Annotated in this window: 15 protein-coding genes; 5 read left to right on the top strand and 10 right to left on the bottom strand. The window is 63.4% G+C overall.

Annotated elements, in window-relative coordinates; genetic code table 11:
* Window positions 1-20 precede the first annotated feature (20 nt).
* On the top strand, window positions 21-647 hold the full coding sequence (gstA, locus tag C8K44_RS01510) for a glutathione transferase GstA (protein WP_109573973.1): 627 nt from the start codon (window positions 21-23) through the stop codon (window positions 645-647).
* Between the two features lie 2 nt (window positions 648-649).
* The gene (locus C8K44_RS01515) at window positions 650-979 is read left to right on the top strand and encodes a multidrug efflux SMR transporter (RefSeq protein WP_109573974.1); all 330 of its coding nucleotides are present in this window, start codon (window positions 650-652) and stop codon (window positions 977-979) included.
* Window positions 980-1,040: 61 nt separating this feature from the next.
* On the opposite strand, the gene C8K44_RS01520 is transcribed toward C8K44_RS01515, so the two are convergent.
* Window positions 1,041-3,518, bottom strand: a complete 2,478-nt coding sequence (locus C8K44_RS01520) for an FAD-dependent oxidoreductase (RefSeq protein WP_109573975.1) — start codon at window positions 3,516-3,518, stop codon at window positions 1,041-1,043.
* Window positions 3,519-3,715: 197 nt separating this feature from the next.
* On the opposite strand from C8K44_RS01520, the gene C8K44_RS01525 reads away from it, so the two are divergent.
* The gene (locus tag C8K44_RS01525) at window positions 3,716-4,375 is read left to right on the top strand and encodes a dihydrofolate reductase family protein (protein ID WP_109574066.1); all 660 of its coding nucleotides are present in this window, start codon (window positions 3,716-3,718) and stop codon (window positions 4,373-4,375) included.
* 53 nt (window positions 4,376-4,428) lie between these two features.
* On the opposite strand, the gene C8K44_RS01530 is transcribed toward C8K44_RS01525, so the two are convergent.
* The 4 genes from C8K44_RS01530 to C8K44_RS01545 all read right to left on the bottom strand — a co-directional run bounded on the left by C8K44_RS01530 (window position 4,429) and on the right by C8K44_RS01545 (window position 10,047).
* Window positions 4,429-5,211 (bottom strand): DeoR/GlpR family DNA-binding transcription regulator, encoded by a 783-nt coding sequence (locus C8K44_RS01530; RefSeq protein ID WP_109573976.1) that lies wholly within the window; start codon window positions 5,209-5,211, stop codon window positions 4,429-4,431.
* A 77-nt stretch (window positions 5,212-5,288) separates the two neighbouring features.
* Window positions 5,289-7,709, bottom strand: coding sequence for an FAD-dependent oxidoreductase (locus C8K44_RS01535; RefSeq protein WP_109573977.1), 2,421 nt, complete (start codon window positions 7,707-7,709; stop codon window positions 5,289-5,291).
* 51 nt (window positions 7,710-7,760) lie between these two features.
* Window positions 7,761-8,717: a PDR/VanB family oxidoreductase gene (locus tag C8K44_RS01540; protein ID WP_109573978.1), complete on the bottom strand. Its 957-nt coding sequence runs from the start codon at window positions 8,715-8,717 to the stop codon at window positions 7,761-7,763.
* A 130-nt stretch (window positions 8,718-8,847) separates the two neighbouring features.
* On the bottom strand, window positions 8,848-10,047 hold the full coding sequence (locus C8K44_RS01545) for an aromatic ring-hydroxylating dioxygenase subunit alpha (protein WP_109573979.1): 1,200 nt from the start codon (window positions 10,045-10,047) through the stop codon (window positions 8,848-8,850).
* Between the two features lie 103 nt (window positions 10,048-10,150).
* On the opposite strand from C8K44_RS01545, the gene gcvA reads away from it, so the two are divergent.
* Together gcvA and C8K44_RS01555 are read left to right on the top strand one after the other, a co-directional pair.
* A complete protein-coding gene (gene gcvA / locus C8K44_RS01550; protein ID WP_109573980.1) occupies window positions 10,151-11,035 on the top strand; it encodes a transcriptional regulator GcvA in 885 nt (294 codons plus the stop codon).
* Window positions 11,036-11,169: 134 nt separating this feature from the next.
* On the top strand, window positions 11,170-12,222 hold the full coding sequence (locus C8K44_RS01555) for a GlxA family transcriptional regulator (protein WP_109573981.1): 1,053 nt from the start codon (window positions 11,170-11,172) through the stop codon (window positions 12,220-12,222).
* A gap of 67 nt (window positions 12,223-12,289) precedes the next feature.
* On the opposite strand, the gene C8K44_RS01560 is transcribed toward C8K44_RS01555, so the two are convergent.
* Genes C8K44_RS01560 through C8K44_RS01580 form a run of 5 tightly spaced genes read right to left on the bottom strand, consistent with a single transcriptional unit; the run spans window position 12,290 to window position 22,540 of the window.
* Entirely contained in the window at window positions 12,290-13,699 is a 1,410-nt protein-coding gene (locus C8K44_RS01560) for an HlyD family type I secretion periplasmic adaptor subunit (protein ID WP_109573982.1), read from the bottom strand.
* Window positions 13,696-15,846 carry a peptidase domain-containing ABC transporter gene (locus C8K44_RS01565; protein WP_109573983.1) on the bottom strand — a complete coding sequence of 717 codons (2,151 nt, stop codon included), beginning with the start codon at window positions 15,844-15,846 and terminating at the stop codon, window positions 13,696-13,698. Before C8K44_RS01565 ends, C8K44_RS01560 begins: the two co-directional genes overlap by 4 nt.
* Before the next feature lie 40 nt (window positions 15,847-15,886).
* Window positions 15,887-16,198 (bottom strand): hypothetical protein, encoded by a 312-nt coding sequence (locus C8K44_RS01570; RefSeq protein ID WP_109573984.1) that lies wholly within the window; start codon window positions 16,196-16,198, stop codon window positions 15,887-15,889.
* Window positions 16,199-16,222: 24 nt separating this feature from the next.
* Entirely contained in the window at window positions 16,223-17,440 is a 1,218-nt protein-coding gene (locus C8K44_RS01575) for a GTP-binding protein (protein WP_109574067.1), read from the bottom strand.
* A 21-nt stretch (window positions 17,441-17,461) separates the two neighbouring features.
* Complete coding sequence (locus C8K44_RS01580) at window positions 17,462-22,540, bottom strand: DUF4082 domain-containing protein (protein WP_245417315.1); 5,079 nt, start codon at window positions 22,538-22,540, stop codon at window positions 17,462-17,464.
* Window positions 22,541-22,771 lie beyond the last annotated feature (231 nt).

Here is a 22,771-nt window from a genome sequence, read left to right on the forward strand (position 1 = left end):
ACAACCCGAAAGGACAGATCATGAAACTCTACTACGCCACCGGCACCTGCTCGCTTTCGCCCCACATCGTCGCGCTCGAGGCAAGGATTGCGCTCGACATCGAGCGCGTCGACATCTTCAAGCAGCCGCACGTCACCGGCGCCGGGCTCGACTTCACCAAGGTCAACCCGAACGGCTATGTGCCGGCGCTGGAACTCGACGATGGTTCGCTGCTGACCGAGGGGGCGGCGATCGTCCAGTACCTCGCCGACCTGCGGCCGACCTCGAAGCTCGCGCCGGAAGCAGCAACGCGCGAACGCTATCAGCTGCAGTCCTGGCTCAACTTCGTCGCAACCGAACTTCACAAGATGTACAGCCCGTGGCTGTTCCACCCCGAATATGGCGTCCCGGCGCAGGAGGTGGCGCGCGCCAAGATCGCCGAGCGTCTCGCCTATGTCGAACGGCACTTGGAAGGCAGCGGTCCCTGGCTCATGGGCAACACCTTCACCGTCGCCGACGCCTATCTCTTCACCATCGTCGGCTGGTCCGGCTACGCCAAGGTCGATCTCTCGGCCTTCCCCAAGCTGCGTGCTTACATGAATCGCGTCGGCGCGCGGCCCAAAGTGCGCGAGGCGATGCATGCCGAAGGCATGAAGGTCGCGGCCTGAGCATGAACCAGGGACTTGCCTGGAGCCTGCTGGTGGTGGCCGGTGTTCTCGATGTCGGCTGGGCCGTGTCGATAAAATACGCGGAGGGTTACACGCGCCTCGGCTGGTCAATTGCCTCGGTGCTGCTGCTTGCAGCTTTCGTCTACCTGCTCGGCAAGGTTCTGGAAGCGCTGCCCGTCGGCACTGCCTATGCGGTTTGGACGGGGATCGGCGCTGCGGGCACCGTCGTCATGGGCGTTGTTTTGTTTGGCGAGACGCTTGGGGCATTGAAGCTAGGCGGTGTCGTTGCCGTGCTTGGCGGCATCGCCATGCTGAAGCTGGCGGAAGCCTGACGCCAAAGAAAAGCCCCTCCCGTAGAGGGAGGGGCAGTCGGGGGAGGGGTCTGGTGAATGATCAGGCTGCTTCGCTCAGTTCCGTGCTGTCGGCCCTCACCCGATCCGATTTCGGATCGTAGGGCGCCTTGAGATGGGCGGTCGCGGAGTGGCGTTCGCCGGCAAGGTCGATCTCGAAGCGGCCACTCTCGATGAAATCCTTGTCGACGCCCTCGGCATGGTCGAGCAGTCCAAGCGCCACCGAGCGGCCAAGCGTGTGTCCGTATGACGCCGAGCGCACCTCGCCGACCGGCTTGCCGTTGCGCAGGATCAGCTCGCCGCCCCAGAGCATGGGGGCCGCATCGTCGAGCGTGAACTGCACGATGCGGCGGGTGAGCTTGCCCTTGGCCTTGGCGGCGACCAGCGCCTCCTTGCCGATGAAGCCGCCAGGCTTGTCCATCGACACGGCGAAGGCGAGGCCGGCCTCGTAGGGGTTGATGTCAGGGGTGAGTTCGCGGCTCCACGCCCTGAAGCCCTTCTCGATGCGCAGCGCCTCGAGCGCGTAGTAGCCGCAGTCGGCCAGTCCGTGCTCGCGACCCGCCTCATGCAACGCCTCGTAGACGCCGACGGCGAACTCGGTCGGCACGATCAGCTCCCAGCCAAGCTCGCCGACATAGGTCATGCGGTTGGCATAGGCGGTGGCATAGCCGATGTCGATCTCGCGGATTGTGGCGAAGGGGAAGCCGGCATTGGAGAGATCCGCCGAGGTTAGCTTGGCCAGGATGTCGCGCGAACGTGGCCCCATCAGCGCCAGCACCGCATAGGACGAGGTGACGTCCGTCAGCGTCACATGCGCATCCTCGGGGATGTTCTTCGAGATCCAGTCGGCGTCGTGCACGGCCTGAGCCGAACCGGTGACGATCAGGAACTTGTCGCGGCCGAGGCGCATGACGGTCAGATCGCTCTCGTAGCCGCCGCGCTCGTTGAGCAGGCCGGTGTAGATGGAGCGGCCGATCTCGACGTCGATGTCGGCAGCGCAGATGCGGTTGAGCACGGTGGCCGCATCGCGGCCCTGCACCATGACCTTGGCGAACGAGGTCTGGTCGAAGATGCCGGCTGCCTCGCGGGTCGCCTTCATCTCGCGTTGCACGGCGCCATGCCAGTTCTGGCGGCCGAAGGAATATTCGGTCTCCGGCTTCTCGCCCGCAGCGGCAAACCAGTTGGCGCGCTCCCAGCCTATCTTCGAGCCGAAGCAGGCGCCCTTGGCGGCGAGCCGGTCATACAGCGCCGAGCGCCGGAAGGGGCGGGCGGTGTCCAGCTCGCGGTTCGGCCAAGGCATGGCATAATGCAGGCCGAGCGTTTCCTTGACGCGGTCGTGCAGCCAGCGCGGGTTGTTGTTGAAGCCGGCAAAACGCCTGATGTCGACTGGCCACAGATCCATGGTCGCAGCACCGTTGACGATCCATTCGGCCAGCGCCCGTCCGGCTCCGCCTGCACTGGCGATGCCCATCGAATTGAAGCCGGCGCCGACGAAGAAGTTCTTGAGCTCGGGTGCCTCACCGAGGATGAAGTTGTTGTCTGCAGTGAAGCTCTCGGGCCCGTTATAGAATTTCTTGACCTCTGTCGTTTCCAGCTGCGGCACGCGCACCAGCGCGTTCTGCATCAGGATCTCGAACTGGTCCCAGTCGTCGGGCAAAAGCGCGAATTCGAAATCGTCGGGGATACCCTTCATGCCCCATGGCTTGGCCTCGGGCTCGAAGCCGCCCATGACCAGGCCACCGACCTCTTCCTTGAAATAGATGTAGCCGTCGGGGTCGCGCATTACAGGCAAGTCGGGGTGCACGCCCTCCATCTTGCCTGTCACGATGTACATGTGCTCGGCCGAATGCAGAGGAACAGTCACGCCGCACATCGCACCGACCTTGCGCGCCCACTGGCCGGCACAGTTGACCACGATCTCGGCTGCGATGTCGCCCTTGTCGGTGGAAACTCCGGTCGCCCGGCCGTCCTTGGTCTTGATGCCGGTGACGCGAACGCGCTCGATGACCCGCGCCCCGCGGTTGCGCGCGCCCTTGGCGAGCGACTGGGTGAGATCCGTAGGATTGGCCTTGCCGTCGCCCGGCAGCCAGACGGCGCCGACGAGATCGTCGATCGCCATGACCGGCCACAGCTCTTGCGCCTCCTTGGCCGAAATCACCTCGATGTCGACGCCCTGCGCGCGCGCCGAAGCGGCGGTGCGCTTCAACACCGTCATACGGTCGGCGCTGCGGGCGACCGAGAGCGAGCCGCAGTTCTTCCAGCCGGTGGCGAGTCCGGTCTCGGCCTCGAGCTCGCTGTAGAGCTGGGTCGAATATTTGATCAGGCTCGTCATGTTGGCATGCGCGCGCAACTGGCCGACGAGGCCGGCTGCGTGCCAGGTGGTGCCACCGCTGAGCTGGCCCTGTTCGAGCAGAACGACATCGGTCCAGCCGAGTTTTGTCAGGTGATAGGCGACCGAGCAGCCAATGATGCCGCCGCCGACAATGACGACGCGTGCCTGCGTCGGGAATTCCTGCGCCATGATGAAGAGACCTCCCAAGGGTGATGGTCGTCACCATATCGCCGTCGCAACAAAATGCAACATTAGTTGCAACAAATAATCACATGCGTCACATCGCACATGCTGGCAGCCAGAAATTTTCGCCACCCTGTCGGAACGGGTCGCCGTCGAACGTCTTCAAGACGTGGAGCAGCCTCGGGGCGATGAAGGAGTACGACATGAGAAAGATCGTGGTGGGTGCATTCATGAGCCTCGACGGCGTCATGCAGGCGCCGGGCGGACCGGAGGAGGATCCGATCGGTGGCTTCAAATACGGCGGCTGGGGCGCGCCCTATTTCGACGAGACGATGACCGAGGCTGTGGGTGAGATGTTCGCCCGGCCATTCGACCTCCTGCTCGGGCGCAAGACCTGGGACATCTTCGCCGCGCACTGGCCCTATGTCGACGCCGACGATCCCATCGGCCCGCTGTTCGACCGCATCAACAAATTTGTCGCGACGCGCAACCCGGACCTGAAGCTCGGTTGGCAGAACAGCCACTCGCTCGGCGCAGACGCCGTCGCCGCCGTGCGCAAGCTGAAATCGGAAAATGGGCCCGACCTTTTGACCCAGGGCTCGACCGACTTCCTCAAGACGCTGCTTGCCAACGACCTGGTCGACGAGCTCAACATCTCGATCTTCCCGCTGGTGCTGGGCAAGGGCAAGCGGCTGTTCGGCGATGCCGCCATGCCGTCCGCGCTGAAGCTGGTGTCTTCGAAGGTTTCGGGCACGGGCGTTGTGGTCAACAAATACGTCCGCGACGGCGACATCGTCACCGGATCGTTCGAGTTCGAAACGCCGACGGACGCCGAATTGGAGCGGCGGCGGAAGCTGACCTGATCGCTGACAGGCAGGCGAGGCGGCAGCGTTTGCCGTCTCGCCGATCCGTCCGGTTACACCCCGACGATCACCTTCGGTCCCTTACGTTCCAGGGAGTCGACCATGGCTGGCGCGGGAGGGGCGTCGACGATGACGCCGGCGGCCAGTTCGAAGCGCTGAATGCGCAGCGGCGTCAACTTGCCGAACTTCGAGCTGTCGAGCACGAAATAGGCTCGGGCGGCCGTGGCGGCCATGCGAGAGCGCTGCTCGGCACCGTTGCGGGTGAAGTCGGTGATCTCGCCGTCAGGCGACAGCGCGCCGCCGCCGAGGAAGGCGACGTCGATGCGGAAGCGGCCGATGGCGTCGAGAGCGTCGATGCCGACCGCTGCCTCCTCCGACGGGTCGATCTCGCCGCCCAGCATGTGGACGCGCACATTGGGCTGGCGGCACATGTGCAGCGCGATCGTCAGGCTGGTGGTGCAGACAGTCAGGTTCTGCTTGCCTGATAGAGCATGGGCGACGGCAAGGGTGGTGGTGCCGGAATCGAGGAACACCACCATGCCGTCCTCGACGAGTGCCGCCGCTGCCCGGCCAATCGCCGCCTTGCCCGCCGCGTTTTCCTGACTGCGCTCGTTCAATGCCGGTTCGGTCGCCTCAAACAGCGTAGCTCCGCCATGGACAAGATCGAGCTGGCCGCGCTCGGCCAGGAACTTCATGTCGCGGCGGATGGTCTCCCGCGACAAGTCGAAGAAGGCGGCAAGCTCGGTGATGCCGACCGAGCCGTCAGCGGCCAGGCGCCTCAGGATTTCATCGTGGCGGCGCGGCGCGAGCGCCTTGTGGTTCTGCGAGTCGGACATGGGGCCAATGTGGCGGCAATGCCGTCACATTGGCAAGCAGATGTTGCAATATGTGGCACCTGCAACTTGCGACCACATCAAAGCCGGACGCGCTCGCCCGCCGCATCGTAGACGCAGCGTTCCACCACCGTCGCGCGGGAGCGTCGGCCGAAAGCCTCGACCTCGATCTCCTTGAGGCCCATGTCGTCGCCCTTGAGATAGCCGAACACGAGTGACGAACCGACCGTGTGGCCGAAATCGCCGCTGGTGGTCATGCCGACGACGCGGCCGTTCACCGACATCGCCTCGCCGCCATAGACCGACAGCGGCTCGTCGAGCCTGAAACAGGCGAGCTTGCGGGAAACGCCACCCTCCTTCTGGGCGGCAAGCGCGTCGCGGCCCTGGAAATCGCCCTTCTTCATCGCGACCGCAAAGCCGAGGCCGGCTTCGAGCGGCGTGTCGTCGGGGGTGATGTCGGCGCCCCAGTAGAGATAACGCTTTTCCATGCGCAGGCTGGAGATCGCCTTGTAGCCGACATCGGCGATGCCGAACGGGGCTCCCGCCTCGCGCAGCACTTCGTAGACATAGGCGATAAATTCGGTGGGCACGTGCAGCTCCCAGCCGAGTTCGCCGACATAGGTGACGCGTGCGGCGAAGACCGGCGCCCAGCCGACGCGGATCTCGCGGCAAGTCATGTAGGGGAAGGCCTCGTTGGAAACGTCGTGCTCGCTGACCTTGGCCAGCACCTCGCGCGCCAGCGGGCCGCAGAGATTGATGACCCCGTAGGTGCCGGTCACGTCATGCACCGACACCGAGCCGTCGCGTGGCATGTGGCGGCGGATCCAGCCGCCGTCGCGGGTGCCGAAGGCAGAACCGGTGACGACATGGAACCTCTGTTCGCCACGGCGCATGATGGTGAGATCGGCCTCGATGCCGCCGCGCTTGTTGAGCAGCTGTGTGTAGATGACTGCGTTGTCGCCCTTGTCGACATTGGCTGCCGCAAGCCACTGCAGATAGGCGAGCGCGCCGAGGCCGGACACCTCGAACTTGGAGAAGGACGACTGGTCGACCAGCGCCACGCCCTCGCGCACGATCTTGTGCTCGCGGCCGATGACCCCGGCATAGGGCGCGCGCTCGAAAGTTTCGAGCGGCGGCTTGGTTTCGCCCGGCTTCAGGAAATAGTTCGGCCGCTCCCAGCCGAACTTGACGCCGTTGATAGCGCCCTGGGCGGTCAAGGTCTGGTAGAGCGGCGAGCGGCGCAGCGGCCGGCAGGCCGAGCGTTCCTCCTCCGGCCACGCGATGGCGTAATATTTGGAATAGGCCTCGATGGCGCTGTCCCTGAGATAGGCGAGGCCGCCATGTGGGTGGCCGAAGCGGCGCAGGTCGAAGGCCCACAGGTCCATGCCCGGGTCGCCTTCGACGATCCAATTGGCCATGGCGCGGCCGGCGCCACCGGAGGCCGCGATGCCAGAGGTGAAGCCGCAGGCGACGAAGAAATTCTCGTAGTCGCCGGCAAGGCCCATCACCGGCTCGCCGTCGGCCGAGATCGGGATCGGGCCGTTGACCACGGCGCGTACGCCGAGTTCGCTCAGGATCGGGATCCGGTTGGCAGCACCCTCGATCACTTCGGAGATACGCTCCAGGTCGTCGGGGAACAGCTCCTGGCCAAAGCTCATCGGCAGCTTGCCGAGCCCGTAGGCAGCGCGCGTTTCCTTTTCCCAGCCGCCGATCGCCATCGCGCCCGGCTCCGGCTTGACGTAGAAATTGGCGTCGGGGTCGCGCAGCGTCGGCAGGTCGTCCGGCACCATCGGCGACTTCTCGGTGACGAAATATTCGTGCTCGACGACAGTGATCGGCAGGTCGATGCCGGCGAGTTCGCCGAGCTGGCGCGCCCACAGACCCGCGGCATTGACGACGATTTCGCAGGTGACGTCACCCTCCGCGGTCTTCACCGCAGTGATGCGGCGGTCCTTGATGGCGAAGCCGGTGACGGTGATGCCCTCGACGATGCGCACGCCGGCAGTGCGCGCCCCCTTGGCGTAGGCGTGGGTCAGCGAATAGGGGTCGACGTGGCCGTCGGAAGCGATCCAGGTCGCGCCGCGCAGATCCTTGGTGTCGACGAGCGGGAACAGCCGCTTCACCTCGTCGGGACCGACCAGCTCCATGTCGAAGCCGTAGCTCTTGGCGGCGGTGTGCGCGCGCTTGAGTTCCTCCCAGCGTGCGTCGGAGGCGGCGAGACGCAGGCTACCGACGTTCTTCCAGCCGACATCCTGGCCGGTCTCGGCGCCGATCTTGGCGCAAAGGTCGGCGCTGTATTGCATCAGGCGGGTCAGGTTCACCTTGCTGCGCAGCTGGCCCATCAGGCCGGCGGCATGCCAGGTCGAGCCGGCGGTGAGTTGGTTCTTTTCGACCAGCAGCACGTCCTTCTCGCCCATCTTGGCAAGGTGATAGGCGATGGAGGTGCCGATGGCGCCGCCGCCGACGATGACGATCCGGGCGTGCGAGGGAAGCTTGGACATGTTGGCCTTTCAGGACTGGCCTCGCGTCGCGCGAGGTATTGCTGTTCTTGTTCAGAGATCGAGGGTCAGGCCCGGCGAGCGAGCTCGCGAGCAGCAGACGGTGAGGAATTCGCGGCGCTCGTCGTCGCTCAGCGCCTGGTCGCGATGGTCTGGTTCGCCGTCGCTGTAAGGAACCATGCACGATCCGCAGATTCCCTGCCGGCAGCTGGTCGCGATGTCGTGGCCGGCGGCCTTCAGCGCTGCGAGCAGGGTCGTACCGGCGGGAACGTGGATGGTCTTGCCGGTCGAGGCGATGGTGACGTCGAAGGGCCGGTCGCCTTCGCTCTGCCTCGCCTCGGGCGCGAAGCCTTCGACATGGACCCGCTCCCGCGGCCAGCTTTCGGTAGCGCGGGCGAAGGCCTTGAGCAGGCCGGCCGGACCGCAGGCATAGACATGCGTGCCGTCGGTCGGGGCTCCGATCATTGCAGCCAGGTCGGGCCGTCGCGCCGGATCGTTGCCGTCGAGATGCAGTGCCGCGCGTCCGGCCGCGACCTCCGCCTGGATCAGGTCGCGAAACGCCACCTCCTTCAGCGAGCGGGCGCAGACATGGACAGCGTAGGTCGCCTTGCTGCGGCGGAGGTGATGGATCATCGCGACGATGGGCGTAATGCCGATGCCACCCGCGATCAGCACTTGGTGCTTCGCATCAGCCGCGAGCGGAAACCCGTTGCGCGGCGGATCGGCACGCACCACCACGCCGCGCGCGAAGGTCTCGGCCACCTCGAGCGAACCGCCTTCGCCGTGCTCCTCGCGTTGGACGGCCACCCAGTATTCGGCCGAACTGGCGGAGTCGCCGCACAGCGAATAGCAGCGCGCCCGACCGCTCGGCAGGCGGAAGTTGAGATGCGCGCCCGCGCTCCAGGCCGGCAGGCGTTCGCCATGGGGCGACACCAGCCGGTAGGCCGAGACGCGCGGCGTCATCGCCTTGATCTCGGCGACCTGCAGGAGGATTTCCGGCCTGGAAAGCATTTTTCGCACCGTCCCGGGAGGATGGGGTTCATGGCGGAGATGGTGCCTGCCGGTACCACCTGACTAGGAGGAGAGCATGATAGCCCCCTCACTCTCGGTCCCTCCGCACAAGGGGGGATGTAGGTGCGGCCTACGCCGTCATCTGGCTCGCGTACCACCTGACATATCGGTCCACGTTGGCTTCCTTGGTCGGCGAATAGGGACCGGGTTCGAAACCGGGCGAGGTGATGCCGATCCACTGGCGGCGGCAGATCTCCCAATCTTCCGACATGACTTCGTGGTGGAAGGCGGCGATCTTTTCGGGATCGTAGTCACGACCCTCGACGGCGTTCTCGTCGACAAGCCAGTAGCCGCGCACGATGGTTTTCGTCGGCGACACCGGCGTGATGCGCACGGTGTGGGCATAGTCGGAGTTGGCGTGGCACCAGAAGTTGATGTTGGTGTTGGCACGTGCGGTGCCCATGTCGGGATCGGTGAAGCCGGCCATCAGCACGTCGCACACGAGCTGCCCGTCGGGGCTTTCAGTGACCATGCCCTTGCGCACCGGGGTGCGGTTGGCACGGAACCATTCGGAGGTGTTGTTGGAGGAGGTGTTGACGCGGGCAGTGTCGAGCCCTGCCTTTTCCCAGCGGATGCGGCAGTCGCCCAGCCGCTCGGCGATCTCGTCCTTGAGATCGGGATTGTCGTTCTCGCTGTCGTACTGCACCGAGACATAGCCTTGGTGGTTGGCCTCGCAGTGGTAGCACTCGCGGTTGTTCTCGACGACGATCTTCCAGTTCACGTCGAGTTCGTAATCGCGGATCAGCGCGATCTTGGCCTTGGCCATGCCCTGCGATTTCAGGATCGGCGACAGGTGGTCGCGCAACTCATCGAACGGGGAAGGGGTCTCCGACAGGTTGACGAAGATCAGCCCGTCAAACTCCTCGGCATGCGCCCGCTTCAGGCCGTGGGCCTGCTTGTCGAAATCCTCGCCCATCATGGGCGCGCCGATCAACTGGCCGTCATGGGCGTAGGACCAGGAGTGGTAGGGGCAGACAAGCCGTGCCGCCTTACCCTTTTCCTTGGTGCAGATGATCGAGCCGCGATGGCGGCAGACATTGTGGTGGGCGTGCACCTTGCCGTCGCGGTCGCGTACCACCACCACCGGGGCGCCGCCAACGTCGAGCGTCATGTAGTCGCCCGACTTGGGTAGCTCCACCGAATGACCGGCGAAGAACCAGCTGTTGCGGAATATGCGCGCCTGCTCCTCGGCGAATATCTCCGGATCAGTGTAGAACGCGCGTGGCAGACCATGACCGGGCCGGTAACCATTGAGCCAGTGAACGTTCATCGCAGCGCCTCCCAGTGCTTGTTTGAGACAGATTAGAATTGTTCTTGTCTGCTGCGGCAAACGCGATTACCTTGGGGGGAGGCCAAGAAAAACTAATGGTGCCATGGCAACTGCCCGACCTCCACTGAACTGGCTCCGGGCGTTTGAGGCTGCAGCGCGCATGGGCAGCTTTGCCGCAGCGGCGAGCGCGCTCAATGTCACTGCTTCGGCGGTTTCCCAGCATATCCGGGCTCTGGAACTGCGCCTTGGCAAGGAACTTTTCGACCGCCACGCCAATGGCGTCCGCCTTACTGACCGCGGCCGCCTCTATGCCGAGGAACTTGGCCGCGCCTTTGCGATGATCGACCAGGCGACCGCCAAGCTCGCCGGGCGCGGCACCCGCGAAATGCTGGTCGTGCATGTCCCGACCTCGTTTGCCAGCCAGTGGATCGCACCCCGGCTCGACCTGTTTCGCTCCCAGTACCCGAATATCGACCTAAGGCTGACCGCACTCGATCATGGAGAGGGCAAGGTCGATGCGGCAATCGAGTTCGGCTGGGGCAACTGGCCGAAGCGCGAGGCTACACTCTTGCTTCGCGACGAGACCTTTCCCGTGTGCACGCCGCGATATGCCCAAACGCTACGTTCGCCCGAGGATCTGAAGGCCGGCGACTTGCTGCATGTGCCCGGCTATGACGAGGACTGGGACACCTGGCTAGCCCATGTCGGCGTCACAGGCATCGACACGTCCGCCGGCTCGTTCTTCGACCAGTCGATCATGGGCATCCGCGCCGCCATCGAAGGCAAGGGCGTCTTACTCGGCCGTACGGCGTTGATCGAACGCGAACTGGCCGCCGGCCTCCTCGTCGCGCCATTCGAACGGCGCCTGCAGGGCGCCGGCTCCTACTGGTTCCTCGCCACACCACAGAAGGCGAAGACACCGAAGGTGATAGCATTCCGCGACTGGCTGATGCGCATGACCGCGCCGGTGGCAACCATCGAAAGCTGAGCCGTGGTCTGCGGTCCTTGCGTCGCCCAAAAATTGTAATGTTGCATTTTGTGTTATTTTTTGCGAATTTGTGACTCGGGCGGCAATGTCGGTGGAGCAGACCTCCTCCCATTGCTGCGTGCCGGGAGGGTCACATGAACGCACCGAGCAAGCACACGGTCTTCAACATCGGGGCCTGTTGGTCGGGTGCGCGGGCTGCTCAGCCGCGACAGCCCCTGCCGCAGGTGTCGGCCGAGTTCTCGATACTTCTGCTGCAGGGCTTTTCGCAGCTCTGCCTGTCGTCATTGGTCGAGCCGCTGCGGGTGGCCAACGCACTGGCCGGCACCGAGCTGTTTCGCTGGAAGCTCGTCAGCCTCGACGGCTGCTCGGTGGCCAGCGCCAGCGGCATTTCGGTCGAGGTCTCGGGCAGCTGCGCCGAGGCGGCCAAGACCTTGCCGTTCGAACCGCAGGCGGCGATGGCGATCTGCGCCGGCGAAGGAGTGGAGCGCCACGGCTCGCACGAGCTGCGCGCCTGCCTGCGCCGCCTCGCCAGGGCGCAGCTGCCGGTCTATGCGCTGGGCACCGCGACCTGGTTGCTGGCCGATGCCGGCCTGCTCGGCGACATCAGATGCACCATCCACTGGGGCAAGATGGCGGCGCTGTCGGAGAGCTTCTACGACCTCGCCATCGACGACGCGCTGTTCGTGCGTGACGGCCAGATCGTCACCTGCGCCGGCGAGCTTGCCGCCTTCGACCTTGCCATCGACATCGTCCAGGAGCGCTGCGGCACAGAGCTCGCGCGCAGCATCTGCCAGCATGTAACCGCCGACCGCTGGCGGGATGGTGCGAGCTGCCAGTCGGTGCCGCCGGGGCTGCGCTATGGCAGCACCGGCAAGAAGCTTTTACGCATCCTGCAATTGATGGAAAAGAACATCGAAGACCCACTATCCCTGGAAGAGATTTCCTCCAAGGTGTCGCTCTCGCGCCGCCAGATCGAGCGACTGTTTGAACGCCATCTCTCGACGACGCCGTGGCAGCATTATCTCACGCTCAGGCTTGTCAAGGCGCGGCAGTTGATCGAGGCGACCGCGATGCCGATCATGGACGTCGCGGTCGCCTGCGGCTTCGTCTCGTCATCGCATTTTTCGAAGAGCTTTCGGGACCACTTCAAAGTGCTACCCAGCAAGCTTCGTTCTGCAGGGGCTTAAACACGGCGTTACGAACCGATGTGTGTACAAGTTCGGCAGCCTGGACAGCAACCTGTCGGAGCAACCTCTATGGCTCGCGGATACTCTCGTCGAGACCGCGGATCAGCGGGTAGAGGAAGTATGAAATCACGGTTCGCCGCCCAACCTTGATCTCCGCGGTCACGGTCATACCCGGAAGAAGCCGCACCGGCTGCAGGGGCGCGTCCAATTGCATGCCTGAAACAGGAATGAGGGCCCTGAAGAACGGAAGCGCTGCGGTCTGGGTGGTGCCGGACTGTGGGTCGGGTGTGAAGGCGTCGCGGCTGATCGTGCGGATGGCGCCGGTGGCGGTGCCGAATTTCTGGAACGGATAGGCATCGAACTTGATACGCACCTCGTCGTCGGCCTTGACCCTGCCGATATCACGCGCATTGACGGAAACCTCGGCCTCCAGCGGCACGTTCAACGGTACGAGGGTGATGATGCGCTCGGCCTCACGCACCACCGAGCCGATCGAGCGAGCGGCAAGGTCGAGCACCACCGCGTCTGCGGGTGCTGTCAGCGACACCATGGTGCGGCGCAGCTCCATTTTCTTGAGCTCTTCGCCCACGGTGCTGAGCTGGCTCCGCAATTCAACCAGGCGTTCCATCGAGGTGCGGCGGAAATCCTCGATGAAGGCCTGTCGGTCCGCCCGGAGCTTAGCGAGCGTATGCTCCGCAGCAACTGCGCCGCCTTGTAGCTGCGCCAAGCTGGCGTCGACGCTTAGGCGCGCATCGCGCGAGCTTAGCAGATTGAGCCGCGAGCCGAAGTCCTGTTCGTAGAGCTTTTCGCGGGCCCTTTCTATCTCGACGAGATTGTCGAGCCGTTCCTTCAGGACCACCTCTTGGCCTTTCGCCGTGGTGATCGTCGATTCCTGTCCGGCGATCTGCTGATCGAAGTTCTGCAACTGGGCCATGAGGAAGGCGCGTCGCTGGCCGAAAAGTTCGACCTGCAGTTGTTCGTCGGGAGCGCTGCCGGCCATTTTCGAATAATCGGCACCGGCGAGTTCGGCGTCGATGCGTTTTACCTGTGCGTCGAGGGCGATGAACTTTGCCCGCTGCTGGTCCACATCGGACTGGCTGAAGGTCGGATCGAGAGTCGCCAGCGTCTGTCCGGCACGGACGACATCGCCGGCGGCCACATCGATGGATCGGATAATCGAGGTTTCCAGCGGCTGAACGATGATGGTCGGTTGTTTGGTGATCAGCCGGCCCGGCGCAACCACGATCTCGTCGATCGAGGCAAGCGATGCCCATGCCACGGCGGCGACGATCAGAAGCGTGACGCCGTAAAGGGCAAGCCGCGCGATCCTCGGCGGCGCCCGTTCCTCGAGTTCCACAGCGTCAGGCTGGAACTCAGAGATGATGACCGGAAGCGTACGCACCGGGATGACTGCACGTTCATTCCGGTTCGCCGGCAGTGCGGGCGTTTGTGGTTGCCTCTGCGGAAGCGCGCTCATGCGACCTGCCTCGTCTGCTGGCTCCACAGGTGCCGGTAAGTCATGCAGCGCGAGAGCAGCTGATCATGGCGACCCATATCGGCGACCTTGCCGCGCTCGATCACCAGGATAGCGTCAGCGTCGGCCAGCGTGGAAAGGCGATGCGACACGATGACGACCGTCCGCCCAAGGGCGATCTGCCGCAAATTCTGTCGGATGATTGCCTCGCTGTCGGGGTCAAGCGCGCTTGTCGCCTCATCGAGGATGAGCAGTCGGGGATTTGTAATCAGCGCGCGGGCGATGGCCAGGCGCTGCTTCTGCCCGCCGGACAGGTTGGAGGCGTTTTCCTCGAGTTTGGTCTCGAATCCGCGAGACAGCCTTTCAATGAATTCTTCTGCGCCGGCCAAGCGCGCGGCGGTCGCGATTTCCTCCAGCGTGGCATCCGGCTTGGCGGCCGCGATGTTGTCCCTCACCGTGCCGCGAAACAGGAAGCTATCCTGCAGCACGACGCCGATGCTCTTGCGCAGATGGACTAGATCGATCTCGCGGCTGTCGAAGCCGTCCATCCGAACGAGCCCCTGCTGGATCGGGTAGAGACCCTGGATAAGCCGCGTAACGGTGGTCTTGCCTGAACCGCTCTTGCCGACGATCCCGAACACCGACCCTGCGGGAACGGAAAACGACACGGCGTCGAGCGCGGGTGCGCCATCGGTACCGTAGCGGAACGAGACGTTGTCGAACTCGATCTGGCCCTGCAGGTCGGGCCGCAGGCCGCGTCCGCGTCCATGTTGCTCGGGCCGCTGGTTCATGACCTCGCCCAGCATACGGACGGAAAGCGCTACTTCCTGGTATTCGTGAACCATCGTCACGATCTGCACCAGTGGGCCGGAGACCCGACCGGCCAGCATGTTGAACGCGACCAGCGCGCCAATCGTCAGTGTACCGGAGAACACGTCGAGAGCGCCCAGTCCGATAATGGCGACACTCATCAGCTTTTCGAGGAGCCCCGTCAGGGACTGCGCGACGGCGGAGATCTTTTCGACCCGGAAACGCACGGAAATGGACTCAGCGGAGCGATCGTCCCAGACACGGCGCTGCCGCGGCTCGAGCGCCAGCGATTTGACCGTCGGCATGCCGTGGACGGTTTCGACGAGCAACGCCTGCCGTTCGCCCTCAGCCTGGTAGAGCGCCTGGAGCCGCTCCTGGAACGGGCGGACGAGCATCATCACCGTCAGGCCGACAAGGGCGGCGAAGCCGAGCACTACAAGCGTCAGCTTGACGCTGTAGAGGAGCAATACCGGCAAAAACACCAGCAGCGACAGTCCATCGAGAAGCGTGAGGAAGAGCCGCCCCGTCAGGAATTCGCGTATGCGGCCGGTCTGCTGCATGTGCTTGACCAGCACGCCGGCGGATGCCTGTTCAAACAGCGCGATCGGTAGGTTGAGAAGATGCCCGAATGTGCGGGTCGCCACCCTGATGTCGATCTTATTGGTGGCGTAGAGCAACAGATACCGGCGCAGGAAGCCGAAGCCTGCGTCGAAGATCAGCGCGATGCCTATCCCGATGGTCAGTACCGTAAGCGTCGCATACGTCTCGTGCACAAGCACCTTGTCGATGACGAGCTGGAAAAAGATCGGCATCGCCAGGCCCAGCGCGTAGAGCACGAAGGCGGCGATCGCGACGTCGATGAACATGGACCGCTGACGCACGAGTTCCGGGATGAACCAGCGAAATCCGAACGGTTGGTTGGGGTCCGAAAGGCTGAAATTGCGCTTCGCCAAGATGACCGTGCCGTGCCAGCATTTGGCGAACTGCTCTTGCGTCAACAGCAGCTCTTCGGGGCGGTGCGCCAGCGGGTCAAGCACGTGGACAATCGAAGGCTCGCCGAGCCCGCCGGCACTGATGCCGGCGATCACCACCCAATTGCCGTTGTCGAGCTGGGCCAGCGCTGGGTATGCATCCCCGAGCTGGATCAGCGACGCCCATGAAAGCGTGGCCTGGCGCGCACGCAGCCCCGCGTCCTTCGCCATCCGAAGCAATTGCTGGTTGGCGACCGGCTTGTCCGTCACCGCGTAGTCATGCATCAGCCGCTCGGGCGCAAGGTCGATGCCGTGATGCCTGGCGATGTAGGCCAGGCATTGAAGACCGGTGTGCGGATCTGTGCTCATGGTTGCGTCCAGAAGGCCGAGGGACTTTCTTTGCCGCCAGTCAATTGAAGTTGGGGGATGCGTTCGTGGACTGCGCCTCGGTCTTGATCGTGCCTCCGGCGTCGCCGACCTTAGGCGCGTCGGAAATGCGCCGGACTGCACCGGCTTCGACAAGGCCGCCAAGGGCCTTCTGCATCAGGTCGACCGCGTTGGCGAAGGCGTCGACGGGCATGATGATCCTTTGCCGGAAAACGGCCTTGGGATTGTTCTTTTCGTCGCGTTCAGTCGCTGACAGGCTCATCAGGTCGATTCTGACGATCGATCCGGTGACGGTGATTTCGCCGATACCGTCGGCGTAAAGTTCGTTGGTCATAGTCGCCTCCTGTGCATAGGTTGGTCAGGCGACATGGCTTGATTGCCATGTCGGGAACGGGTCGCGAAGGTTATTGCCGAGCTTGGAGTCGAAGCGGTTTTCTTCGCCGACAAGGCAGGCGTCGAGGGCGTCGCACATTGCCACCCTTTGAAGATCCGTTCCGATGAACACCAGTTCCTGCCGGCGGTCGCCCCAGATCGCATCCCAGCGTTGAGCGATGAAACTGCGGAACTGCGGATGGCGCGGCCACTGGCTTAGAGGCACGGCGGCCCACCATAAGCCTTTCGCGTCGGCCCGCCGCTGCACACCCGCAATCGACAGAAGCCCAATCCAGTCCGGACGCGTGGCAAGCCAGAAATGACCCTTGGCGCGGATCAGCCCCTGCCAGTCGCGGGCAAGGAAGTCGTGAAACGCCGCCGGGTCGAACGGACGGTGCGCCCGGTACACGAAACTGGAGATGCCGTATTCCTCGGTCTCCGGAACGTGATCGCCGGCTCCGAACAGTTCTTTATGCCAGAGCGGATGCGTCGCTGCCTTCGCTTCGTCGAAGAGGCGGGTGTCGAGGATCTCGTCAAGAGGCAGGCGCCCAAAGTCGCAATTGACGACCCGTGCATCGGGGTTGAGCGCGGCGATGACGCGGCGCACGGCGTCGCGCTGTGCTGGGGGAACTTCGGAGATCTTGTTGACAACTACGACATCGGCGAACTCGATCTGCTCGACTAGGAGATCGACCAACGTGCGCTTGTCGCTGGTATCGCGGGTCTCACCTCTGTCGGCCAGGAAATCTCGGCTCGAGTAATCGCCAAGCAGGTTCACTGCATCGACCACCGTGACCATCGTGTCGAGCCGCGCCACGTCGCAGAGCGCTGCCCCGGCCTCGTCACGGAAGGAAAAAGTGGCCGCAACCGGAAGCGGCTCGGCAATGCCGGTGCCTTCGATCAGGAGATAGTCGAAGCGCCCTTCGGCCGCGAGGCGGTGGACTTCGCCCAATAGGTCCTCCCGCAAGGTGCAGCAGATGCAGCCATTGGTGAGTTCGACCAGCGTTTCGTCTGTGCGCGAGAGATTGCCGCCGCCATCGCGAACCAGTTCGGCGTCGATATTGATCTCGCTCATGTCGTTAACGATGACTGCGACGCGACGCGATTCGCGGTTCCTGAGGACGTGGTTCAAGATCGTCGTCTTGCCGGCGCCGAGAAAGCCCGCAAGCACCGTGACGGGCAGGCGGCGATCCTCACTGGCAATGTGAGCCCTCATACACTCCCCCTACGCCGCAAGCTGCGGCTTGAAGGCGACGTCGACGTAGTAATTGGTGTTGTTGTAGCTGCTGGTCGGGAACAGCCCGCTAGCGCCATAGGCGTAGACACCGTTGCCGCCGCTCAAGCCTCCGGCGGGGGCGGTGAGATTGCCAGACGAATGCTCGGCGGCGAAGAAGTTGCTGGTCGCCGAATAGAAGCCGTTGGTGTGATATGAGACCACATAGGTCTCGCCAGCGTTGATAGCGACGGGCTGGGCGAGGTCCACGGTCTGCCAGCCGCTGGCGGTTTCGTTGGTGAAGGTCGCGTTGGCGATCATCGTGCCCGATGAGGTCCACAGATGGGCTTCGTGCGGGCCGGTGTTGTCTACGCCCTTGTAGAAACTGATGCCGGTGATCCAGCCTGATACATCGGCCTTGAACTTCATGCCGAGTTCCACAGGGTTGCCGTCGTTGACCCTGACGGTTGTCGGCGTGTCAGTCGCGGCGAAGAGCTTCTGTGTGACATCCGGCGGGGTCACGTTCAGCGATGCTTGGGCCGAAGCCGTGCCGCCCTTGCCGTCGGATACGCTATAGCTGAAACTTGCGACGCCAGAGTAGCCTGCCGAAGGTGTAAAGGTAACGACGTTAGACTGGCTATCGAAGGCGACTGTTCCGTTAAGCGGGTTGGAGACACCGGTAATGGTCAAGGGATCGGCGTCGGCGTCGGTGTCGTTTGCCAAAAGGGCGGACCCCTGAATGGCAAGCGCGGTCTGATAGGGCGAGGTGAAGCCCGTATCGTTGTTGGCGACCGGCACCATGTTTTCGGTCGCCGGATTGAAAAGCACGTCCACCCAGTAGTTGGTTGCGTTGTAGGTGGAGGTGGGAAAGATGCTGCCGCTGCCGTAGGCGTAAAGGCCGTTTCCGGAACCGGAGGCGCTAGCCGGCGCGGTCAGCGGGCCACTTGAATGAGCCGTGGTGAAGTAGTTCGGGCTCGCGGCATAGAAGCCGTTTGAGTGGTAGCTCGCGACATAGCTGGTGCCGGCTGCAACCGTGATTGGTTGGGCGAAGGTCACTGTCTGCCAGCCGCTGGCGCTCTCGGCGGTGAAAGTCGCGGATGTAATAAGGGTGCCGGAACTCGTCCACAGCGAGCCGACATGGGTGCCGGTGTCCTGGGCGCTCTTGTAGTAGCGCATTCCAGTGATGGTGCCTGCCGCCGATACGGTGAACCGGACGCCGAGTTCGACAGAGCTCGGATCGTTGACTGAAGGCTGGCTTGGCGTGCTTGAGGACGCAAAAAGACTGACGGTGGTGTCGGGAGGCGTCACGTTCAGGCTTACTGTCGCCGATGACGTGCCGCCGCGGCCGTCGGTGATCGTGTATCTGAAGCTCGCCGGGCCAGTATGGCCTGAGGTCGGCGTGAACGTGACCTGATTTGTCTGGTTGTTGAAGGCGACAGAGCCGTTGGTTGCGTTGTCGACGCCGGTAATGGTCAGCGCATCGCCGTCCGGGTCGTTGTCGTTAGAAAGCAGTAGTGAGCCGGCCAGCGCGATCGGCGTGTTCTGGCTGACGGTGAAGCCGTTGTCATTGCTGGCGATTGGGACAGTGTTCATCGTAGATTGGTTGAAGACGACGTCGACCCAGTAGTTGGTCGCGTTGTAGCTCGAGTTCGGGAAAAGACTGCCGGTTCCGTAAGCGAAAAGACCGTTGCCGCCGCTCGCTTGTGAAGGCGGTGCCGTTAGCGGTCCGCGGGTAACAGCGGTCGAGAAGTAGTTCGGATCCGCGGCGTAGGTGCCGCTGGAATGATAGGACGCGACATAGCTTGCGCCTGCCGTGAGCTGGATGGGACTGGAGAACGTCGCCGTCTGCCAGCCGCTGATCGATTCATTGGTAAACGCAACCGTGGCAAGAAGCGTGCCTGTGGAGGTCCAAAGCGAACCGGTATGCGGCCCGGTATCACTTGCCATCTTGTAGAAGCGGATGGCCGTCACCGAGCCGCTGACGGAGGCCGAGAACCTCATGCCGAGTTCCAGTGAGAGGCCATCGACGACCGCCGGACCGGTCGGTCCGCTGGAAGCCTGGAACAGCGAGACCCCCGCGGGCGCTTCCTGGACGATTACCCCGACGCTTGCCGAGGACGTGCCGCCGCGCTGGTCCGAGACCGTATAGTCGAAGCTCGCTGGGCCGCTGTAGTTGGCGTTCGGCGTGAAGATCACGTTGCCGTTTTGCGAGTCGAGCGACACGGTCCCGTTCGACGCATTGCCAACGGCCGTGATGATCAGCGCGTCTCCATTGGGGTCGGTATCGTTGGCGATCAGCGAGCCGAATGAAATCACCAGGCTGCCGCCGCGTCCGACACTGAAGCCAGAATCGTTGGCGGCCGTCGGCGCCAGATTGGGTTCCGGCGTGAAGACGACGTCGACCCAATAATTCGAATCGATCGCAGCATTGGGGAAAGTGCCGGGGTTGGCGTTGTAGCTGTAGACGCCTCCAAGCGCCGTCAGTGTTCCGTTGTTGTAGGGCGAGGTAAAATAGTTCTCGTTAACCGAGAAGTAGCCGCCGGTGTGGTAGGATGCGACATAGGTTGTCCCCGACGATATCTGTACCGGCGACGAGAAGGTCACGGTTTGCCAACCTGACAAGGTCTCGCCGACCGATGTGGCGGTAGCAAGCAGGGTTCCGAGCGGCCCCCACAGACTGACGACATGCTCGCCGATGTTGTAGAAGCCCTTATAAAAGCGGATACCCTCGATGAGACCGCTGGCGGTTGTCTGGAAACGCATGCCCAGTTCCACCGCATCGCGGTCGAGGGCAGTCTCGACTGCGGGCTTGTTGGCAAAGGTCCACACGCTCGACGTCGACGGAAGCGAAACCGTAACCTGAGCGCTCGACGTGACATCTTCGATGTTGAGGCTATCGTCGACGGCGCGCGATTTGATCGTGTAGGTTCCGGTAGCCTGGGCGATCCAGGTGAAATTCCAGGTCTCGCGGCCCGTCGCCTTGAACCATGACTGGCCGCCATCGGTGGAAACCTCCACGCCGGCGATGATGCCGCCGCCGGTGTCATGTGCGGTACCGGTGATGGTGACACGCTGCCCTTCGACGAAGCTCGCACCCAATATGGGCGAGGTGATCGTCGAAATCGGCTTGGCGAAATCCGTCGATTGGGTCGCTAGGATCAGGCTTGCGTCCAGCGTTCCCGGCTGGATGCCCATGTCGGCGAACATGTTGACCATTGCCTGCTGGACATTCGGATCGGTGGGGGTTGTAGCTCCTTCATGGTCGGAATCGAGCCCCCAGGACCAGAACACCGTACCGGCACCGAAGACCAACGCGCCGCTGGCGGCCCGGTACATGGTCAGGCTGTGCGTGGCTACCGCCGAGCCGATCGACGTTCCGTAGTCGCGCAGATAGGTATCGACAGAAACGCTCGACAGCGACATGTTGATCAGGCCTGCTGGTCGGAAGCCGTTTTCGACGTCGGAATCCCATTCATAGCCGAGAAGATTCTGGACCAGTGAGGCGGTCTGGCCGGGCTGCAGGTTGGCGATGTCGGTGTTACGCCAGAAGCGCAGGTTCGAATATTCGTAAGGTATGGTGATCGTGTCCAGCCGGTAGCTGTCCACCTGGAACATCGTGCCGGTCAGGGCATTTTCAGGCTTCTGTCCCGGATCCTGAAACCGCGGATCGCGCCATGTTCCCGTCGATATGTCGCTCGGATCGGGGGTTCCGCCCCACGTCTCCTTGTAGGTGACCATCGTGCGATAGGGCGTACCGTTGCCGTCGATGCTGGTTTCCCAACGGACCTTCCAATAGACCTCGTTGCCGCTCCAGAAGGCGAGATTGACGCCGGAATCGCGCGCCGCCTCAACGTTGGTGCGCTGCTCGGCAGACCAGTATTCGTCGTGTCCGACCGAAAGGAAAGCATCGTGGTTGAGCAGCAGGCTGCCCGAACGGGTCGCATCTACCCCGGAAATGTAGGAGACGTCGTAGCCGTTCTGCTCGAGCCAGCGGATCGCCGAATGCTCGGCGCCGAAGATGAAATCGTGCGTGCCGCCCTTTACGCTCGTGTTGGTGACCAGGGGGCGGTTGTAGCTGACCGCCACGGCTCGGCCGATCGAGTTGACGCCGCAGCCGCAATTGGGCGGCAGATAGCCGATCATGTTGGCGGGGTCGACGGGCACGTCGCCAAAATAGAGGCTCGCGCCACCCCATTCGTTGTATGCCTGCCAGGTGGTGTCGGAAGTCTGGAAGACGATGTCGCTTGCCGAGGCATCGTCGCGCACGATGAACGGGATCATGCTTTCGCCGGGCGTGCCGTCCAGGCGGGACAGCCTGGCAAAGTAGACGCCGGATACCGCGTCTTCCGGGATTGCCCAACTCGCCGAGACCGCCCAGTTGCCCGCGTCGATCAGGCCGCGCGCCGCATCGACGATGGGATGCGGCTGGATCTGCGCGGAGGCGAGCGTCTTGTCGATGGTCGCCACTTTGCGGGCACCGTTTCCGCCATAGTAGCCGAGACGGTAGATGTCGATCTTGTAATGCGTCGAATCGGTGGCGATCTTGAAATCGACAGTCTGGCCGATATTGCGGCTGATGTCGGTCGCGAACCCCTGGATATTGCCGTCGCCGTCGCCGTTGATGCCCCACTCGCTCCACGGGGTGCCCTGCTTCTGGTTTTCGAGCACGATCTTGTTCGGCGTCGAAGTCAACGCCGTCGGGGTGGCTGTGAAGGAGGACACGCCTGAGCGTGCCGGCGCCGATGGCGACGCTTCGGTAGCGGCTGCATCATCGCCGACGGCGGCTTGAGGTGCGACGAGCAAGAAGGACTGAGGCGTGGGTTCGGAGGCTCCGGTGCCTGGATCTGCCGCGGGAGAAAAGCCAGCTTTGGCACTTTCCGCCATGCCCGCCGAAAACGTCGCTGATGGCGACACGGACGAGGTTGCGGCCCCCGAGTCGGGCGTTCCTATTAATGCAGAAGACGAGCCTTGCGGTATGGTGCCCGTAGCGTCGATATCCGCTCTTCCGAGATCAAGGGGCAACTCAGTGCTGTTGTAGGATCCCTGGACATAGTTGCCGCCCTGGTCCTGATGCGCCTGATAGGTAGCCATCACGATTTGCGAAGGGGCCGTGAGTGTATAGCCGTTGCCGTCGCCACTTCCTGCAACGTCCGGTACGACGGGAGACCCTTTGGGGTTGCTCGCGACCGTATTTGGGACGGCCGATCCGCCGGAAACACTCAGATACCTCTGGGTCCGATCTTCGCTCGTGAGCATTTTTCATCCCATACGGCTATACAGTGAAAACAAGGTCGCAACTTCGACCAAGGAATACTCTGCCAA

Source organism: Aminobacter sp. AP02 (assembly GCF_003148805.1).
Lineage (GTDB): Bacteria > Pseudomonadota > Alphaproteobacteria > Rhizobiales > Rhizobiaceae > Aminobacter.

Excerpts from the sequence above, each read along its gene's own strand:
- C8K44_RS01530 (WP_109573976.1), bottom strand. The coding sequence starts at position 5,211 with ATGTCCGACTCGCAGAACCACAAGGCGCTCGCGCCGCGCCGCCACGAT.
- C8K44_RS01565 (WP_109573983.1), bottom strand. The coding sequence starts at position 15,846 with ATGAGCACAGATCCGCACACCGGTCTTCAATGCCTGGCCTACATCGCC.
- C8K44_RS01520 (WP_109573975.1), bottom strand. The coding sequence starts at position 3,518 with ATGGCGCAGGAATTCCCGACGCAGGCACGCGTCGTCATTGTCGGCGGC.
- gcvA (WP_109573980.1), top strand. The coding sequence starts at position 10,151 with ATGGCAACTGCCCGACCTCCACTGAACTGGCTCCGGGCGTTTGAGGCT.
- C8K44_RS01515 (WP_109573974.1), top strand. The coding sequence starts at position 650 with ATGAACCAGGGACTTGCCTGGAGCCTGCTGGTGGTGGCCGGTGTTCTC.
- C8K44_RS01525 (WP_109574066.1), top strand. The coding sequence starts at position 3,716 with ATGAGAAAGATCGTGGTGGGTGCATTCATGAGCCTCGACGGCGTCATG.
- C8K44_RS01540 (WP_109573978.1), bottom strand. The coding sequence starts at position 8,717 with ATGCTTTCCAGGCCGGAAATCCTCCTGCAGGTCGCCGAGATCAAGGCG.
- C8K44_RS01555 (WP_109573981.1), top strand. The coding sequence starts at position 11,170 with ATGAACGCACCGAGCAAGCACACGGTCTTCAACATCGGGGCCTGTTGG.
- gstA (WP_109573973.1), top strand. The coding sequence starts at position 21 with ATGAAACTCTACTACGCCACCGGCACCTGCTCGCTTTCGCCCCACATC.
- C8K44_RS01580 (WP_245417315.1), bottom strand. The coding sequence starts at position 22,540 with ATGGCTACCTATCAGGCGCATCAGGACCAGGGCGGCAACTATGTCCAG.
- C8K44_RS01535 (WP_109573977.1), bottom strand. The coding sequence starts at position 7,709 with ATGTCCAAGCTTCCCTCGCACGCCCGGATCGTCATCGTCGGCGGCGGC.
- C8K44_RS01545 (WP_109573979.1), bottom strand. The coding sequence starts at position 10,047 with ATGAACGTTCACTGGCTCAATGGTTACCGGCCCGGTCATGGTCTGCCA.
- C8K44_RS01570 (WP_109573984.1), bottom strand. The coding sequence starts at position 16,198 with ATGACCAACGAACTTTACGCCGACGGTATCGGCGAAATCACCGTCACC.
- C8K44_RS01560 (WP_109573982.1), bottom strand. The coding sequence starts at position 13,699 with ATGAGCGCGCTTCCGCAGAGGCAACCACAAACGCCCGCACTGCCGGCG.